Genomic DNA, 18,467 nt, shown 5'->3' on the forward strand with positions numbered 1-18,467 from the left:
GCAAGGATAACTCATGCATTCAACCCTCAAACTATCCGCCCTTTCCCTACTGGTGATTGCTGGTCACGCCCATGCAGCCGGTTTCCAGCTGGCTGAACAATCGGCAACCGGGCTTGGCCGAGCCTTTGCCGGAGAAGCAGCTATCGCAGACAATGCCAGCGTTCTATCTCGCAACGTGGCTGCCATGACTCGCTTCGACAAGATAGCTCTCTCTGGCGGAGCCATCTATGTCAGCCCTGACGTCAATATTGAAGGTAACACCCGCTTGCCGACCAAAGCCGGCATCGTCACTTCCGATGCCAGTGCACACGATATCGCCTCCGCAGCCTGGGTTCCCAATGCCTATCTCATCATTCCACTCAATGAGCAGTGGCGTCTCGGATTCTCGGCCACTTCTTATTACGGTCTCGGCGTCAAGATGCCGGATAACTACAGCGCCGGTCACTTTGGCAATGTCTCTGATATCAAGACCATGGATCTGGGTACCTCACTCGCCTATCGCATCAATGAGATGTGGTCAATTGGTGCCGGGATCTCTGCTATTCAGGGCGAGGGCGAAGTCGGTGGCACCTTCCCTTCTCGCAACCTGATAGCAAAACATCTGCAAGGGGATGGCTGGGCATGGGGCTGGAATGTAGGCACTTTGCTCGAGTTGTCGGAGCAAACCCGGATTGGCCTCTCCTACCGCCATGATGTCACTTTGACCCTCTCGGGTGATGCTATCGTGGGCCGACCCAATGCAGATAGCTCCGTTACCGAGATCAGAGATACCGGCAGTCTGGATCTGCCGTTGCCCGCAACGGCTGAATTGGCGGCATTTCATCAGCTGACAGACAAGCTGGCTCTTCATGGCAGCCTGAACTGGACCAACTGGAGCAAATTCGTCCAGCTGGAAGCAGATCTCGATAACATGTCCAACATGCATATCAAGGATGAGCACTGGGAAGATAGCTGGCGCTATGCCATTGGCATGACCTATCAGCTGACCCCCCAATGGCAACTGCGCTCCGGGGTCGCTTATGATGCAAGTCCGGTACCTGCAGATCGCCGCACCATCTCCATACCGGATGCTGACCGCCTCTGGTACAGCCTTGGCATGGGTTATCAGTTCACACCCAACCTGACTGTGGATCTGGGGCTGACCCTGATCGACGGTAAAAAGGTCGATGTCACCGAGAAGATGGAACTGCAACCGGGCAACCCGCTAACGACATCAACCTTCCAGGGCACTTCTGAAGGGGATGCCTGGCTGGCTGGCTTACAAATGAGCTATCTCTTCTAAATTCGGCTCTGACAGAAAAACACTATGCCAATTATTGCCTTACTCAATAGGGTCAGGACTGGCATAGTGTTCTGCAACACCATAAAATCAAGCCAGTACCCATATCGGAGCCAGGCATGTATTCCTACGTTGCAAGACAGCCCATTCTCGACAGAGACCTTAATACCTACGCCTATGAGCTGCTCTTTCGCGATAGCCTGAATAATGTCTTCCCGAGCATCTCCTCACGGCAAGCAACGTCGAGTCTTGTCGTTGAACAGTTCCTGCAACAAAACATCGATCAGCTACTGGGCGGCCGCCCCTGCTTTATCAATTTCCCCCACTCCCTGTTGCTGGATGGTTTGGCAGAGTGCCTCCCCCCAGAGAAGGTGGTGATAGAAATTCTGGAGGATGCTGCACCGGACGATGCCCTGCTCGAGAAGGTCAAACAACTCCATAAACTGGGCTATACGCTGGCGCTCGATGACTTCACCATGTCGCCAGACTGGGAGCGTTTCCTCCCCTTTATCAAGATCATCAAGTTCGATCTGCGGGCAACACCGCTATTGCAGATCAAGGTGTTCATTCAGCGCCACCAAAGCATGAATCTCACCTATCTGGCCGAAAAGGTGGAAGACAAGGCGGAATTCGAGCGGGTCAAGCAGCTGGGGATCCAGCTATTTCAGGGTTTTTTCTTCAGTCGCCCCGAGATGGTCAAGCAGGCGACCATGGAGCCAGCCCAGGTCGTCGTGATGCAACTGCTCAACGTGGTCAATCAGGCCGAACCTGACATCAACCGGATCGAGCAGCTGCTAAGCCAGGATATCTCCCTTTCCCTCAAGCTACTGCGTTACGTCAACCATCTCAAGGGACACACCAATCCCATCTCTTCATTTCGCCAGGCCGCCATCTACCTTGGCAACACCCAGCTAAAGCGTTTTGTCTCGCTGGTGGCTGCCACCAGTGCAGGCAAGGGCAAGAGTGCAGAGCTCTATCAGATGTCGCTTATCAGGGCCCGCTTCTGTGAGCTACTGGCCCATGCTCATGCCCCGACCCAGCAGGCGCCACAGGCTTTTATCACAGGCCTATTTTCCCTGCTGGATGTGTTGATGGAGCAGCCGATGGACAAGCTGCTCGGCACCATTCCGTTGATCGATGCCATCCGGTTGGCGCTGCTTGAGCGCAAGGGTAATCTCGGCTTCTATCTCGCATTTTGCGAAGACTACGAGAATGCCAACTGGTCACGGGTTACAGCCAGAACCGCCAAATTGGGCTTGAGCGAGGAGAAGGTCAGCCACCTCTATCTGGCTGCGACCACCTGGGTCAACGAGCAGCTGCAGGCGATGGAAGCAACCGACTAATCGATCTCCACCGCGATCGCTGTCGCCTCTCCCCCTCCGATACACAGAGAGGCGACCCCTCTTTTTCCTCCCCGCTGACGCAGGGCCGAGATCAGGGTGACCAGAATACGGGCACCACTCGCGCCGAGCGGATGCCCCAACGCACAGGCCCCACCGTATACATTGACCTTGTCATGGGGAATACCACATCCCGCCATAGCCAGCATGGTCACCATGGCAAATGCCTCGTTGATCTCGAAGAGATCCACCGCCTCCACTGACCAGCCAAGCCGCTCCCGCAATTTGGATATTGCGCCAATGGGTGCCGAGGTAAACTCGGCTGGCAAGGCTGCATGGCTCTGATAACCGACGATCCTTGCCAATACGGGCACCTGCCGGGCAACTGCCGTAGCGCTATCCATCAATATCAGCGCCGCCGCACCATCAGAGATGGAGCTCGCATTGGCTGCAGTAATGGTCCCCTCTTTACCAAACGCAGGTTTTAACGTTGCTATCTTTTCCGGCCGTCCTCGGCTGGGTTGCTCATCCTCTGCCAGCAGCAAGCGCCCCTCACGATGGCAAGGCGTCAGCTCCGAACTAAACGAGCCAGCCTGCTGGGCATCAAGGGCTCGCTGGAGCGATGCCAAGGCAAATTCATCCATGGCACTGCGGGTCAAACCGGCCAGATCAGCGCTGCGCTGGGCATGGATTCCCATCAACTGGCCATCGTAGGCATCCTGCAATCCGTCGAGAAAGAGGTGATCCAGCGCCCGCTGATGTCCCATCCGAAAACCGCTACGAGCGTTATCCAGCAGATAGGGGGCACGACTCATGCTCTCCATGCCACCAGCAACCACAACTCGGTTGTCGCCAAGCCGGATGGAATCTGCCGCCAACATCACCGCCTTCATACCAGAACCACACACCTTGTTGACTGTGGTTGCGGGTATGGATGGCGGCAATCCCGCCTTCAACATCGCCTGCCTAGCGGGAGCCTGCCCCACCCCGGCCGACAGCACGTTGCCCATAAACACTTCGTCAACCTGCTCCGGATGCAGGCCGCTTTGCTGCAACGCTGCCTCAATGGCACACGCCCCCAACTCAGGCGCCGTTACCTCTGCCAATGCGCCCTGAAATGCCCCCATCGGGGTCCGCTTTGCCGCCACAATCGCAATATCCATTTGCCAGCCTCTTTTTGTTACATGGCCATAACATAGGTTTTCTACGTCACGGGAACAAGAGTTGCAGTGCAGTTTACGTTTAGGTAAGGTGCCAGCAGGATTTAGTTCGCCAAGAAGTCTGTATGAACAAAAACAGGGATGAAGCCCGGCGCTACAGCATCAGTGAGCTGGCTCGGGAATTTGATATTACGACGCGCAGTATCCGATTTTATGAGGATCAGGGATTGCTCAATCCCGCGCGAGAGGGCCAGACCCGCATCTACAGCAAGCAGGATCGGGTTCGCCTCAAGTTGACCTTGCGTGGCAAACGTCTTGGTTTCAGCCTCGCCGAGATCCGCGAATTGTTTGATCTCTATGATGCCGACAAGAGCAGCCGCACCCAGCTGCAAACCATGCTGGGACTGGTAACGGATAAACGTGAAACGCTGCAGCAACAGATGGAAGATATCAGGATGGTGCTGCTGGAGCTGGATGCCGCCGAACAGCGCTGTCAGCAGGCGCTGAACCAGCTGGGGTAATGAAACCTGAGGGCAAAGCCCTCTTTTCACACAGTGAAAACAACCAAACGCCAGATAGCAAAAAGCCACTCCTGAGAGTGGCTTTTCTTCAACCTGACGACTCGCGATTAGACGCGAACGAAGTCCAGGTGAACCAGCTTGTAACGTACCGGGTGACGCTGGATAGCTTTCACTTTTACGTTAACTTCTTCGCCGTTGATGACCAGAGTCAGCACGGACTCATAGAATTCCGGCTTCTCTTGAGCCAGGATCATTTTCTTGTGGTCAACAGCTACGGACAGAGCTTCTTTGCCTGCACCGTAAACGATGGCAGGAACTTGGTCAGCTTGACGCAGGCGGCGGCTCGCACCTTTCCCCAGGTCAGAACGGACTTCAGCTTGGAATACGAAAGACATAGTATGTATCTCTTTTGGATGAATTTATGGTGCTAACTGCGACCGGTCAGCACCTCGCAAAACGAGCGCGAATACTACCATGGGCCAATAGCGGATACAAGGCTAATCCCGTGCCTTAACGCCCCTGCTCAAGGCGGGCAAATTGCTGCTGCCGCTGGGCCGGGCTCAGCGCATCAAACTGTGCCAGCGTCTCGGCGCGGGGACAGTAGAGACCATCCCCGGTTTTGACCCGAATGCTATGGCCAAGTCGCGCCTGATTTTCAGCCACCAACGCCAGCAAATAGCTGTACGTATCGGCCCCCATAGCACTGGAGAGCTGGTTCGCTATGCGCCACAGCGTCTCACCAGCCGCCACCTGATGGCACACTGCACGCTCACCTCCTGCCGCCGGGGCCGATAGCGTAAGGGTGACGCTATCGGTGGAGGCGGCAGCAGCCAGCTGGATATCAGCATTGTTTACCGATTCACGCGCAACGCTCCCCAGCATCGCCAGCAACGGTTCCGCCTCGTAGCGAGGCCTTCCCGCCAGCTGAACCGGCATGGCATCCAGGGTTCTGAACTCGGCAATAAAGGGGGCAAGCTGCCCATTTTCATCCAACGGTGAGAGGCTCTGCTGCTGCACTGCAGCAACAGCCTGAACGGATGCGACGCCATAAGCCATCTCGTCGATGCGCCGCAACCTTGCCAGATAAGCTTTGGAAAGCTCTGCCTCCCCCTCGAACAGATCAAAAGGGGGGACCAGACGGGCAGGAAAGAGGATCTGCCAGCGACCATTTTTTTGTTTCTGGGCCAGCGGCGGAAACTGGTTGCCGTGCCATGCCACAAACATGGCGGGCGGCGTGCGCGCTAAAGGGTAATACTCCGGGTTCAACTGCACCCAGGTTTGCTCTGCAATAGGCTGGTAACCGCTGATCACCACCTGCGCCACACTCAACCAGATCCCCAGCATCCTTGCCTCCCTGACTTCCGTTTAAAAGGTTCCACCACCTTGGCAACCCCTTCCCACACTCTATATCACGCAGTTAAAACAGACAGATAGCAGCTTAGCACTGGGCGATAGCATTCAGCACCCGTTTATCCGACACCGGATAGGGGGTTCCCAGATTCTGGGCAAAAAACGATACCCGCAGCTCCTCGATCATCCAGCGGATATTGGCCACCTCGGTGGGAATAAGCTGGGATTTGGGGATCTTGGCCAGCAGCGCCTTGTACTCCGACTCCACGCTGTGCACCTTGAGCATGTAGACCCGATCCCGGTTGGGATCGATGGCGAGCTTCTCGAGGCGCCGCTCGATGGCGCGCAGGTAGCGCAGCAAGTCAGGCAGCCGCTGCCAGCCGGTCTCGGTGACAAAGCCCTTGTGAATGAGGTTACCCAACTGCTGCTGGATGTCCGACATGGCAAAGGCGGTGTCGAGCTGCATCTTGCCCTTGAGCCGTTTTTTGATCTCATGGGAGAGGGTCAGCACGGCTTCCACCTGCTTGGCCACCTCCACCACCGCATCGTTGAGCTCGGCGCGGACATACTCCTTGAGCGCCTCGAAACCGGCCTCGTCCCAAGCCATGCCGCCGTGCTGCTCGATCAGCTTGTCGCAGCCGCAGGCGATGCAGTCGTCGATAAGCTCGGCCACCTTGCCAAACGGGTTGAAATAGAGCCCCAGCTTGGCCTTGTTGGGCAACTTCTCCTGCAGATACTTGATGGGCGATGGTACGTTGAGCAGCACCAGCCGACGCTGACCGGCCCACATCAGCTGCTGCTGCACCACCGGGCTCTCCACCAGCTGGATGGCGACCGAATCCTTCTGATCCACCAGGGCCGGATAGGCCTTAACCTCGAACCCGCCCCGCTTCTGACTGTACTCTTGCGGCAGCTCGCCAAAGCTCCACAGGGTGAGACCGGACTGCTCGATATCATCGTCCGCCACTTGTGACAGGGTCTCCTGCACCTTGCCGCGCAGCGACTCTTTCAAGGCCTCCAGATCTTTGCCTTCCGCCACCTTCTTGTGTTTGTCGTCCACCACCCGGAAGGTGAGTTTCAGGTGATCGGGCACCGCAGACCAGTCCCAGGATTCACGGGGCACGGTCACGCCGGTCATACGGCGCAGCTGGCGCTCCATCTCGTCCAGTAGCGGCCCCTGTTCGGGGTTGATGCTGGCTAGCAGCGCATCGGCATAGTTGGGGGCCGGTACGAAGTTCTTGCGCATCGGCTTTGGCATCGACTTGATGAGGGCCACCAAGAGTTCATGACGCAGCCCCGGGATCAGCCACTCGAACCCCTTCACCTCCACCTGATTCAGGAGCGGCAGCGGAATATGCAGGGTCACGCCATCCGCCGCCTCCCCCGGCTCGAACTGATAGGTCAACTTGAGCTTGAGGCGCCCCTGCTGCCAGAAGTTGGGGTAGTCGAGATCGCTGATGTGGGCTGCATCTCCCTTCATCAACATCTCTTTTTCGAAGTTGAGCAGCTCGGGATCCCGCTTTTGCGCCTCTTTCCACCACTTGTCGAAGTGGCGAGCGGAGATCACCTCCTCCGGCAAGCGGGCATCGTAGAAGCGGAACAAGTCCTCATCATCCACCAGAATGTCGCGCCGACGGGATTTGTGCTCCAGCGCCTCTACCTCGGCCAGGAGCTTGCGGTTATCGCTGAAGAAACGGTGACGGGTCTCGAAATCCCCCTCCACCAGCGCGCGGCGGATAAACAACTCGCGGCACAGCGCCGGATCGATACGGCTGAAGTTGATGGTGCGCTCATTGACCAGAGTCAGACCATAGAGGGTCACCTTCTCCTTGGCCATCACGGCGCCATTTTTCTTCGACCAGTGGGGGTCGCTGTGGTGCAGCTTGATGAGATGGCCCGCCAGCGGCTCCACCCACTCGGGTTCAATCTTGGCGTTGATACGAGCGTAGAGGCGCGAGGTCTCCACCAATTCTGCGGCCATCACCCACTTGGGTGGCTTTTTAAACAAGCCCGAGGCAGGGAAAAGGTGGAAACGGCCATTGCGAGCACCGAGGAACTCGGGCTTTTCCAAATCCTTGTTGCCGATATGGCTCAAGAGGCCGGTCAGCAGGGCGCAGTGCACCGTCTTGAAATCCGCCGGTTCATGGTTGGCTTTAAAACCAAGCTCTTTCACCGTCTGGCGCAGCTGGAAATGGATGTCCTGCCACTCGCGCACCCGCAGGTAGGAGAGAAACTCCTTCTGGCACATGCGGCGGAACGGATTGCTGCCAAGGGCATCCTGCTGCTCTTTCAGGTAATTCCACAGATTGACGAAGGCGAGGAAGTCGGAATCCTTGTCCTCAAAGCGCCTATGCTGCTCATCGGCGGCCTGCTTCTTCTCCATGGGCCGCTCGCGGGGATCCTGAATGCTGAGGGCAGCGGTGATCACCATCACCTCGCTCAGGCAGCCAGTCTGCGCCGCGCTGATCACCATCTTCGCCAGACGCGGATCAAGGGGGATGCGCGAGAGTTGGCGTCCGGTCTCGGTCAGCTGCAGTTTGGCTTCGCGCTCGCCGGTGGCTGGTAACTCGCGCACCGCCTCCAGCTCTTTCAAGAGAGTCAGACCGTCCTTGATATGGCGCGACTCAGGCGGCTCGACGAAGGGAAACGCCTCCATATTGCCAAGGCCGAGCGCCAGCATCTGCAGGATGACGGAGGCCAGGTTGGTACGCAGGATCTCGGGGTCGGTAAAGGCGGGACGGCTATTGAAATCCTCCTCCGAGTAGAGGCGGATACAGATACCATCCGCCACCCGGCCGCAGCGCCCTTTACGCTGGTTGGCGCTGGCCTGGGATACCGGCTCGATGGGCAGGCGCTGCACCTTGGTGCGCCAGGAGTAGCGGCTGATGCGGGCGGTGCCCGGATCGATGACGTAGCGAATGCCCGGCACCGTCAGCGAGGTCTCCGCCACGTTGGTAGCGAGCACGATGCGCCGCCCAGCATGTTGCTGGAATACCTTGTTCTGCTCGGCGTTGGAGAGGCGGGCGTAGAGCGGCAGCACCTCGGTGTCGCGCAGATTGAGCTTGCGCAGGGCATCGGCGGTATCGCGGATCTCCCGCTCGCCGTTCATGAAGATGAGGATGTCCCCCAGCCCTTCGCGGGCCAGCTCTTCCACCGCATCGAAAATCCCCTGCAGTTCATCACGCTCTTCCAGCCCTTCACTCTTGTCACTGGTGAGTGGACGGTAGCGCACCTCTACCGGATAGGTGCGGCCAGAGACCTCTATCACCGGCGCCTTGTTGAAATGGCGGGAGAAGCGCTGGGGGTCTATGGTGGCCGAGGTGATGATCACCTTGAGATCCGGGCGTTTTGGTAGCAGCTGTTTGAGATAGCCCAGAATGAAGTCGATGTTGAGGCTGCGCTCGTGGGCCTCATCGATGATGATGGTGTCGTACTGGGTGAGCATCCGGTCGTTCTGGATCTCCGCCAGCAGGATACCGTCGGTCATCAGCTTGATGTGGGTCTGCTCGCTCACCTGATCGGTAAAGCGCACCTTGTAACCCACGTAGTGGCCGAGTTCGGACTCCATCTCCTCGGCAATGCGGGCCGCCACAGTGCGGGCCGCCAGACGGCGTGGCTGGGTGTGGCCGATGAAGCCCTTCACCCCGCGCCCGAGCGCCAGACAAATCTTGGGGATCTGGGTGGTTTTGCCCGAGCCGGTTTCCCCGGCGATGATCACCACTTGGTGCTCTTGAATCGCCTTGGCGATCTCCGCCTGCTTCTGGCTGACCGGCAGGTTGTCCGGATAGGTGACCTTGGGTACGCCCGCAAGACGGGATTGGTAGCGCGCCTGTGCCGCATCCAGATCGGCGGCGATGGTCTCGAGCACGGCAGCCTGTTTGCCTTCAGGCAAATTTTTAACCCCGTGCAGACGGCTGGAGAGACGGCGGGCGTCAAGGTTCATGCAGGCAGGGAGACGGCGGCGCAGCGCCTCGATAGAGAGAGACAAGGTACGAATTCCTTAAAAGAGTGCCCGACAAGGGGGCCATATCGATAGCTGGGGCTGATCCTAAAGAGCGAGAAGGAGAGGTGCAAGCCTTAACATGAAGCTCGGGGCATACGAGTAGGCCCCTTTGCTTCATTGCAAACATCAGCTCGGCGAACTTACTGTCTACCAAAATAACGAAGCAGGCCATTGGCCTGCTCCAACATAGAGACGCAACACTCAACCGTGGCTATGGACAAAACAGGTAGTGAGCTGAGTGTGGATCGCCTGCATCACATTGTGGCGATTGATCACCCCGAGCAGCCTGCCCTCCTCCACCACCGGATAGATCTTGGGCTTCTGCCCCATCATCATCTCAGCCAGAGTCAGGATGCTGGTATCTGGCCCCACCGTCAGCACCTCTTTGCGCATCACATCCCGCACCTGTGCCACCTGTTCACAGTGATACGCTTCCTTGAGCATTACCGCGATGCAATCCTGCTCGGAGATCCAGCCGATCAGATGTCCTTTCTCATCGGTCACCGGGCCACCCAGCTGGTGACTGTTTAAAAATTTCTCGACTGCAGCTTGCACCATCATGTCAGCTTTAAAGGTGATGGGTCTGCTCTGCATATAATCCCTGGCTTTTAGCGATTCCATATCTGCTCCCCTATGGTGGTCAGTCAAGCCTGCTTATTGCACGTGGATATCGGCACCATGCACGGCTTATTCCAAGCATAGCTGGAAGCCAGAGCAGGTCAGCAGTACGCATACACCTCCTCTACCGCTGGAATGGCGGCCTGTACCATCTGTGGCAAATTCTCTGCCAGCACGGCAACAACGTCGCCATCCACCCGACCCTCTCTAACCAACTGCTTCATAAAAGAGAGTGCCTCGCCAGCAGAGAGTCCCTGTCGATATGGCCTGTCCTGAACCATGGCCTGAAAAATATCGGCTACCCGCAAGATCCTCGCCTCCAGTGCCATCGCCGAAGCCGGCAGATGAAACGGGTATCCCTCTCCGTCCGGTTCTTCATGGTGATAGGAGGCCCAGCACGCGATCTCTTCAAACCCCTCGATATGACGCAAGATCTGATAGGTCTCGAAACTGTGGGTATTGATGATGGCCCGCTCCTCGGAGGTTAATCGCCCCGGTTTATCCAGAATTTCATCCGGTACTCGCAGCTTGCCGAGATCGTGCAGCAATCCGGCAATTTCCAGCATGTCACAATGGATGGGACTGACACCCATACGCTCGGCCAGCAGACGCGAGAGACGAGCAACACCGAAGGAGTGAGCCATGGTAAACGAGCTTTTGGCATCAACAATGCCCGAAAAAATCAGCGCCAATGCTTTCAGCTCGCCATTGGTCGTCATGCAAGGCTCGCGCTCTTGCAGCATCTCAAGCATGTAGTCATTGATGGAACGAGCTTCCAGTTGCAGCCAGAAAGCCTCCGAGCGAGAAGCTTGCAGGAATGCCGCTACCAGCTCGGGGTCAAAAAATTCACCGCTATAACCCTGCAGCCGTTCGCGGATCTCGTTGGTATGCATCAAGAGCGACCCGTCGCTATAGTGAGGGGCCGCCAGCGCGTCACAACGGTCTACCAGAAAGATGAGATTGGCCTGACGGGCAACTTTCTTGTCCACTTCGGGTAAATTGCGCAGCAACTTCCAGTGGGTGTGGTGATAACGGATGGGAAGCGCCAAAGGAGCGAGCAGCCGGAAATCCTTTAATAGCTGATATCCCACTTCACAGTGAAGCTGTGACGACTCCCAGTCAAACTCGCTGACCAGGTGGTGATGGATGACTGTCGAGGAGACGCCGATGTCATGCAGGACGCCCAACTCGAAGAGCAGTCGGCGCTCCACATCGTCCATCCCCAGTACCCGACTGCACTCGGCTGCCATGATCCCGACTCGTTTACCATGGGCAACATCGCCAATACCCACCAGATCCAGCGATGCAGACAAGGCATATACCACCTGTCTAAGATCGACCTGCAACGAGAATGAGTTCTTCTCCGTCAGCATTCTGTCCATGATCACTATCCCATGCCGCCATGTTGTTATCAGAGGAGCAGTTTTACTCCGCCCATATAAACAATTTAGTCAACAGCCATCCTCTTGGCCTTGGTGGACAGACAAAAAGTGTGATTTTGCAGAGGATTACCGTGAACAGTACCTATGCGGCCTCCTACCTGCCGGAACATTTGCAAATCAGCGCTTTGTTACTGGCACACAAATGGTCCCCTTGTCTAATAAAGCGACGAATGAGGGCCCAACCCTTCGTTCTACCTGCGCTATGGTTTACCATGCTGGCCATTGTGGTGCATGGCACCATCCACCCAGGCGCTAGCCGCCGTCATCGGATACCTCATCTCGAGCAACATGAGCAAAACAGCACACGCCGGCAGCGAGCCGACATTCTATTTCCACGTTTTGCAATATGTCTTTTTTAATAACCTGATTTATAAAGGTTTATGGCTCTAACGCTGATGAGAGCGGTACACAATTGGGACGTGGTGAAATTTGAGGGGCATTGTTACAGATAGTAACAGTATTCGTCCGAGCAACTTCACCGACAGAACTTCACCCGTTTTTGCCGTAATAGAGCCAAGCAAGACCCGTCCAGCTGTTTCATATTTGAAACACCACATGCAGAAGTTCGTGGACATAAACTGCATAAGTTAATTTTTATGTTATATTTAAATAACTTGCTGAATAATTCAAACAACCTCACTCGAGCCTGAAAGGCTCCCCCATGTAGAAAGCCCCGGTAATCCCCCCATTTTTAGGGGCACTTAAAAGTAGAGATCATGCGGCCTGTGCCAGACGCTGTTTCGGCGTGTAGCCACCCAGTGCCATATTTGGCCGCTCATGGTTATAAACCCACAGCCAGTCCGTGGCAAATTCCTGTAACTCATTCAGTGACTCAAACAGGTAATGGCCCAGCCAGTCGTAACGAACTGTGCGGTTAAATCGCTCGATGTAGGCATTCTGCTGTGGGTTGCCTGGCTGGATATACCTCAGTGCAATCCCCTTCTGCTGCGCCCAGCACTTGAGAGCTTCGCTGATATATTCCGGGCCATTGTCACAGCGGATAGCGGCCGGTTTTCCCCGCCACTCGATTACCTGCTCCAGTGCCCGTTTGACTCGCGAGGCAGGCAAGGAAAAATCCACCTCGATGCACAGTGCTTCACGGTTGAAGTCATCGATCACATTAAACAACCGCACCGAGCGACCATCGCTGAGCTGGTCATGCATAAAGTCCATCGACCAACATTGATTCGGTTGGTCAGGGACAGCCAACGGCTCCGGCTTAGCGCGCACTAGCCGCTTCTTGGGTTTTATCCGCAGATTGAGCTCTAGCGCCCGATAGATCCGGTAGACCCGCTTGTGGTTCCAGCCAAAGCCTTTGACATTACGCAGGTACAGAAAGCACAGTTGCGCTGGTTGGCAGTGAGGCGCAGCAGCCAGTCGGCAATATCCTGGTTTTCATCGGCCAGCACGGGCTGATAGCGATAGCAACCCTCGCTCACCTTGAACACCTGGCAAGCTAGGCGGATAGAAATGGCGTAATGAGCCACTGCCTTGCTCGCCATCGCCCTGCGGGCAGATGGCGTTACCACTTTTTTGCCATTGCCTCGGAGATGAGCTCTGCCTTGAGGCGCTCCTCGGCATACATCTTCTTAAGCCGACGATTTTCCTCTTCCAGCTCTTTGAGGCGCGCCATGAGGGAGGCATCCATGCCACCGAATTTGGAGCGCCATTTGTAGAAGGTGGCGGAGCTGATGCCATGTTCACGACAGAGCTCAGGGACGGGTGAACCAGACTCAGCCTGTTTGAGGATGGCGATGATCTGTGCATCGCTAAAACGTGATGTTTTCATGTAGAACCTCCTGCATTCACAGTACGGGAATATTCTACTTATGAGTACCTCAGTTTTTCGGGGGGATTCCCCCCCCCCCCACCAGCAGACCATAAACAAGCCGCACTCGCTCATCCCGCCCCAGCAGTAAGCCGAGCAATACCTCGCCGCTAGCCGAATCGTCCCCATGCCAGAAGCACCAGAGAGCGGCTTCTACCACATCCAGCCAGCTGGCATGGCCCAGCTGATTGCGAGACTTGCACCGCCAGCGCCCGCTGTTCCATCACGCTTACCGTGAGTCCATCCAGCTTGGCTGACGACAGCCCCCTCTCCCCGCAGTAACTTGTCTAGCAGTAACGCCAACAGGCGAAATACATCCTGATCTTCAAAGCGGGCAGCCTCCCCCAGCAAATCGGCTGCACCGGTCATCAGTTGCTCACGCCCCAAATAGATGGGCCGTGACGTGCGATCCATCCGATGTTGCTCGACATGGATAGCCAATGCCGTCACCACCGCCAGTGGTGAAGTCTCATCCTCTTCGTGACACGCGCCTTTGGCAAGCAGACAGGTCAGCTCCCTAGCTCGCTCGGCTGACAGCAGGTAATAGATCCCCCTGCTCAGGGGCATGGCCGCCTGACGGCTGCATCGCACACTGCTGGATGAACACTTCCGTATCAAGGGGAGAACGACCTGGTATGAGTCGGTAGAGCAGATGCAGACAGACATGGATAGCTACCTGGAGCACTACAACACCCAGCGGCCACATCAAAGCAAGATGATGGAGGGTCAAACCCCCTACACCATGTTCAAGAAGGGTCTGAAATTGATACCGAAGGAAGTGCGCTCTAAAGTCGCGTAAACAAGACACCGGTTTGAGGCCGGTGTCAGGTGATAACTAGATCTGTACACAATCTTCAGATCGATGATTCAGTTTCCGATTATTCATCAAGTACTTCTGATATCAAGATTGCATTAGCTCCAGATTTACCTGTTAAGTACATTCCCAATGCATATAGTAGATCAGGGGTATTACGGTACGTTTCAGGCTTTTCAATTTTAAGGCTGATTCGGGACTTAAGCTCGATGTTATTATCGATCACTATTCTGGAAACATTATCTACCAATGTCACATATTTTTTAGTCAGGTCATTATCTGGGGCGAAAATCATTTTGAACTCTTCGCCATCAATCCGTCGGCTTCTCAGGAGAGCAAGAAGAAGCTCCAGATGCTTACAGAGAGTCGCTATCTGATATCCTTTCCCTTCATTAACAACTTTCTGGATGTCGAACTCTAGGCAACCATATAAGTTTCTGGATAAAGCTACGAGCTCCTCTTTCGTCAATTTGTTGATCAGTGTTTTGGATCGCCAGAGGGCTATTGACAAAACCTCCATGGTAATGGATTTGGTCAAGCCATCATTATCAATGGGGTTGATGACATTCTCCAATAGTTCTTGTTGGTATGGCAGTTCGGCATTACCGATGGCAAAAGAAATATTCCTACAGTACTCACGCAAAAGCTTTTTATCCTTAACAGCAACAAGAAGCCGAGAACCAACAATCCCAGGGGCATCTTTATGAAGACAGCACAGAAAGAAGAAAAGCTCCTCTTTGAGAGAGTCGGGAATATTTTCTGACTCAATTATTGATATGATTTTTTGCGTACCTTCGAATATCGCGCTTCTAAAATGGTCAGGCACATCTGAATCTGAAAGGGAGTGGCCATGATTCCAGATGGTTAATGTTGGGAATCGGAGGCTGAATATTCCTTTTTCAGCATACTCGATGGCTCTTGAACGCTTCCGATTGACGGTGTCCTTTGCTTTCTCCTGATGCTGTGGGGAAAAACGCTCTGAAAATGATATATTTGATCCGGAAGGACCTTTTCCATTTGTAAAAACTTCCAGATAAACTGGGCATTTTTCATATAGAGAATTTTCATCAACAGCCTCAATAAAATTAGAACTGTGACAAAACACACTCTCTCCATCTACATTGACTCGGCAAAAGTATTTACCTGCACGATCTTTGGCTCCCCATTCCAAATAGCCGACTTTTCTTCTATTCAGGATAGACTGAAATTCCTGTTCATAATCGAACGAGATCAAATCATTCAAACCTGAAATTTTGGAGCAACACCAGTCCAGAAGATCAGAAAATCCCTTACCATCTTCTTTAGGAAAATGCTGAAAATCGGACCAACTTTTACGGGCTGGGAAATCTGGGGCCGGCAAGTTAGCAAGATCGGCCGCTTCACCCTCTGATGCTGAGCGCCATTCAACCCGAATAGATTTAAACCCTGCTTCTACTGAATCCAACGGAATAAATTTCAGCTCGTATGGTTCATCCGCTCCATAGGTGTAGGTCATCTTTAGCTTACAGGTAGTGTCCTTCTTCAAAGGGAATGCTGGCGATTTCAAATATGCAACAAACTGCTTCTCTTTATTGCCTTCCCCCTGTTGTAGAGGAAACCTGTAATGAGTTTGCTCAGCAGGCAGAGTGAATGTCTCCTCTACTGGTATATTCACAGTTCTGCCACGTTGCGGTGTTACCGTAGCGTCTTTTACAAGATAAAAATTAACTTTATACCCTTTATCACTCGGTACTACTATAGATAACTTTGGCAGATGATCACGCCAAAGGGCAATATCATCAACTTCTTCCTGCCATCTGTTTAACGTTCGGCAGCCTTTAATCGGTGACCATGCAGACCCCAGCCACTTGTAATCCATTCGCATATCAGGTTTCCTGATTGTATCCTCGAGAGGCAGTATAAACACACTAACTCCCTGACAATCCCTATTTGTAGAGTTCAAGCAGTCACTGATAGCGTCGTTTGATAATATGTTGATATCTAAATCCTGGGTCAGAGCCTCCCGAATAGAGCTTGGTAAGTGATACAAGTGATCATCTTTTACAAAAGACACTTCCCCGGAATCACTAGCTAAACCATCGAAGCCGAACAAATGGATGAGTGCTTCAGATGTCTGACAGCCATTATGCTCAAGATTGCTGGCCATGATAGTATGAATGTCGGTGTTTGGAACAATAACTGTGGGATGTCTTTCCCAGCTGATACCTTGTGTCTCAGGCAATATTTTGTACAGATCTCTTTGGTATATTGCCTGAACTGGGGTTATTGAAATTCCGCTGTCAAATGAATCAACCACCAACACAAAATCATTATCTCGGATTCTGTCCTGTACAAATTTTTTCGATGATTGCCATGCAAAAATAGCAGCAATGCTTTTGGGAAGCGGGGTCGATTCATCAAAATAAAAATGGACGCTTTTCCTTACTCCCTCAAGATCGAAGTCATTGCCCCAATCAGGGACAAGATAGGTCAGCTTGTCTGTCTTGAGATAGTCACTCAGTTTTTTTGTAAAAAACATCGATGCACTGCTTTTGGTTGCATCGGGCAGTGTCGAACTATGTAAAAAAAGGCTTCTCATGCTGACCGTTACAACTTTTCCACTTAAAGTGATAGCTTTTGCTTCTCCGCAATCGACAACATGCTTGCTTCCATCTTGTAACGTCCAAGTTTGCTGAAGTAACCTGAACGGCAGATGCACCTGCGAGCCTGAATTGTTCATGAACGTTGGACGGATTGAACACAGATCAACAACAGATCTATCTATCCGTATTGGACCACTTTGATTATTAGTCGGCGCAAAGTTTTCAAATGTGGCGTCTACGACTAATGACAGTATCGCCTTCGATATCTCTTTGAGAGTTGCTGGCTCTATTTTTAATTTCTTTTTTTCGCCCTGAGCTTGCTCAATCACCAGACTCTCGGAAACAATCTGTAATAAATACTTATCTTCACCGACTTGTATCTTCCATTTATCGCCCGTAAAATTGAAACCGACAGGGATGATTCCTGCTGAAAGAGTTATATCTTCAGCACATTCACCCTGCCGGTTGCTGCCGATAACAAAAGAAACTTCATCTCCAGTAGATAATGAATCGAGCTTGAGCTTGATTGAAAGATTGTTTTGATGAAAAAATAAATCAACACCGCTTTCTTGTGTTACAAAGCCAAACTTCTTTTCATAGTTTATAGTTTTGATCTTCCCTTTGATCTTTGAGTCGGCTGCAGGAAATAAATATCCCTGGACTGGTAATTCTGGGGAGATAGAAAAATCATTATAATCGAGACCGACGGGCTGCTGAACTGTTCGAAAACGACCACTACTGTTAAGCAAGGAAAGAGTATTCCAATAAATAACACGGAGAATATCGCTATCGAGCCTTTTACTATCTCCCACGATCTGTTCATCGATAGCTTGGAGCCATAGCCAACCATCCCAGATTTTACGATAACGCTTATCCTGAAGAAGCGTGTTATTAGGCGGAAGATTGCCCCATACACCGATTTCAGCAGTATCTTCCGTTCTGAACCAGCGCTGGATGAAAACAAGCAACTCCTCACAAGTCTCTTCTGCCGCTGACGAAAAAACATTCTGTCTTTCAATTAGAATTTGTTCCAGACGGAACAGGAAAGCTCTCAAAAGTCGGTTTTCTGCCGTATCTACACTGGATCTCCGCCTAACAGCCTTCATATAGGGCTTACCAGAAAGCTTCTCACGGAGTGTTCTTCCCGGCTGACGACTAAGCCATTGAACACTGTTGCTGTCAACCTCTCTTGCCGCATGTATCGGGAGCATGGCATGCTCCCGTAATATCTTATCCCGAGTATGCTCCATGATAGCCAGAACTGATTCCTTCGAGTGCGATACAATTCGATAAATACGGTCCTTTATCTCAGCCTCTGGTGACTCATCCTGTACCGATTTTTCCACGGCACTCAAAAAATCGACAATGCCAGTATGCAGGGCATGCCCTGAAACAGGGTCGAAGCTCGAGACTTCCGTCAGCCAGTTGCGAACTATTAGTATCCAATTGGCTTGGTTCTTTACCTCATCTTTATCGTTTAGCGCCCTATAAAGAGATTCAATGGAGTCGAGCTTAATGGTGCTTTCCATT

General features: G+C 53.3%; 11 protein-coding genes and 2 pseudogenes. 4 read left to right on the top strand and 9 right to left on the bottom strand.

Annotated features, from left to right (window positions below):
* Positions 1–13 precede the first annotated feature (13 nt).
* Both NOM67_RS03970 and NOM67_RS03975 read left to right on the top strand, forming a co-directional pair.
* Entirely contained in the window at positions 14–1,282 is a 1,269-nt protein-coding gene (locus NOM67_RS03970; protein ID WP_156852704.1) for an OmpP1/FadL family transporter, read from the top strand.
* A gap of 116 nt (positions 1,283–1,398) precedes the next feature.
* Positions 1,399–2,622 (top strand): EAL and HDOD domain-containing protein, encoded by a 1,224-nt coding sequence (locus NOM67_RS03975; RefSeq protein WP_041207627.1) that lies wholly within the window; start codon positions 1,399–1,401, stop codon positions 2,620–2,622.
* On the opposite strand, the gene NOM67_RS03980 is transcribed toward NOM67_RS03975, so the two are convergent.
* Positions 2,619–3,782 (bottom strand): thiolase family protein, encoded by a 1,164-nt coding sequence (locus NOM67_RS03980; RefSeq protein ID WP_255933977.1) that lies wholly within the window; start codon positions 3,780–3,782, stop codon positions 2,619–2,621. The two genes, NOM67_RS03975 and NOM67_RS03980, sit on opposite strands and share 4 nt — an antisense overlap.
* A 122-nt stretch (positions 3,783–3,904) precedes the next feature.
* Between NOM67_RS03980 and NOM67_RS03985 the strand changes: the two genes are divergently transcribed.
* Positions 3,905–4,300, top strand: a complete 396-nt coding sequence (locus tag NOM67_RS03985) for a MerR family DNA-binding transcriptional regulator (protein ID WP_033112630.1) — start codon at positions 3,905–3,907, stop codon at positions 4,298–4,300.
* Between the two features lie 107 nt (positions 4,301–4,407).
* Here the strand turns inward: NOM67_RS03985 and rplY are convergent, their stop codons facing one another.
* From rplY to NOM67_RS04020, 7 genes and pseudogenes are all read right to left on the bottom strand, one after another.
* Positions 4,408–4,695, bottom strand: a complete 288-nt coding sequence (gene rplY, locus NOM67_RS03990; protein WP_042030867.1) for a 50S ribosomal protein L25 — start codon at positions 4,693–4,695, stop codon at positions 4,408–4,410.
* Positions 4,696–4,810: 115 nt separating this feature from the next.
* Positions 4,811–5,644 (bottom strand): hypothetical protein, encoded by an 834-nt coding sequence (locus NOM67_RS03995; RefSeq protein WP_255933982.1) that lies wholly within the window; start codon positions 5,642–5,644, stop codon positions 4,811–4,813.
* A gap of 94 nt (positions 5,645–5,738) precedes the next feature.
* Positions 5,739–9,638: an ATP-dependent RNA helicase HrpA gene (gene hrpA / locus NOM67_RS04000; RefSeq protein ID WP_255933985.1), complete on the bottom strand. Its 3,900-nt coding sequence runs from the start codon at positions 9,636–9,638 to the stop codon at positions 5,739–5,741.
* A gap of 216 nt (positions 9,639–9,854) precedes the next feature.
* Complete coding sequence (locus NOM67_RS04005) at positions 9,855–10,274, bottom strand: CBS domain-containing protein (RefSeq protein WP_216994397.1); 420 nt, start codon at positions 10,272–10,274, stop codon at positions 9,855–9,857.
* A gap of 98 nt (positions 10,275–10,372) precedes the next feature.
* Positions 10,373–11,653, bottom strand: a complete 1,281-nt coding sequence (locus NOM67_RS04010) for an HD domain-containing phosphohydrolase (protein WP_255933988.1) — start codon at positions 11,651–11,653, stop codon at positions 10,373–10,375.
* Between the two features lie 774 nt (positions 11,654–12,427).
* Positions 12,428–13,502, bottom strand: a pseudogene (locus NOM67_RS04015) (IS3 family transposase).
* A 192-nt stretch (positions 13,503–13,694) separates the two neighbouring features.
* A complete protein-coding gene (locus tag NOM67_RS04020) occupies positions 13,695–14,108 on the bottom strand; it encodes a hypothetical protein (RefSeq protein ID WP_232354330.1) in 414 nt (137 codons plus the stop codon).
* Between the two features lie 10 nt (positions 14,109–14,118).
* Between NOM67_RS04020 and NOM67_RS04025 the strand changes: the two are divergent.
* Positions 14,119–14,340 (top strand): annotated as a pseudogene (locus tag NOM67_RS04025) (integrase core domain-containing protein); the annotation flags it as partial.
* A 79-nt stretch (positions 14,341–14,419) separates the two neighbouring features.
* Here the strand turns inward: NOM67_RS04025 and NOM67_RS04030 are convergent.
* Positions 14,420–18,466, bottom strand: coding sequence for a DUF2357 domain-containing protein (locus tag NOM67_RS04030; RefSeq protein ID WP_156852699.1), 4,047 nt, complete (start codon positions 18,464–18,466; stop codon positions 14,420–14,422).
* Between the last annotated feature and the right edge of the window lies 1 nt (position 18,467).

Origin of the sequence: Aeromonas sp. SG16, assembly GCF_024436135.1 — a bacterium.
Lineage (GTDB): Bacteria > Pseudomonadota > Gammaproteobacteria > Enterobacterales > Aeromonadaceae > Aeromonas > Aeromonas jandaei.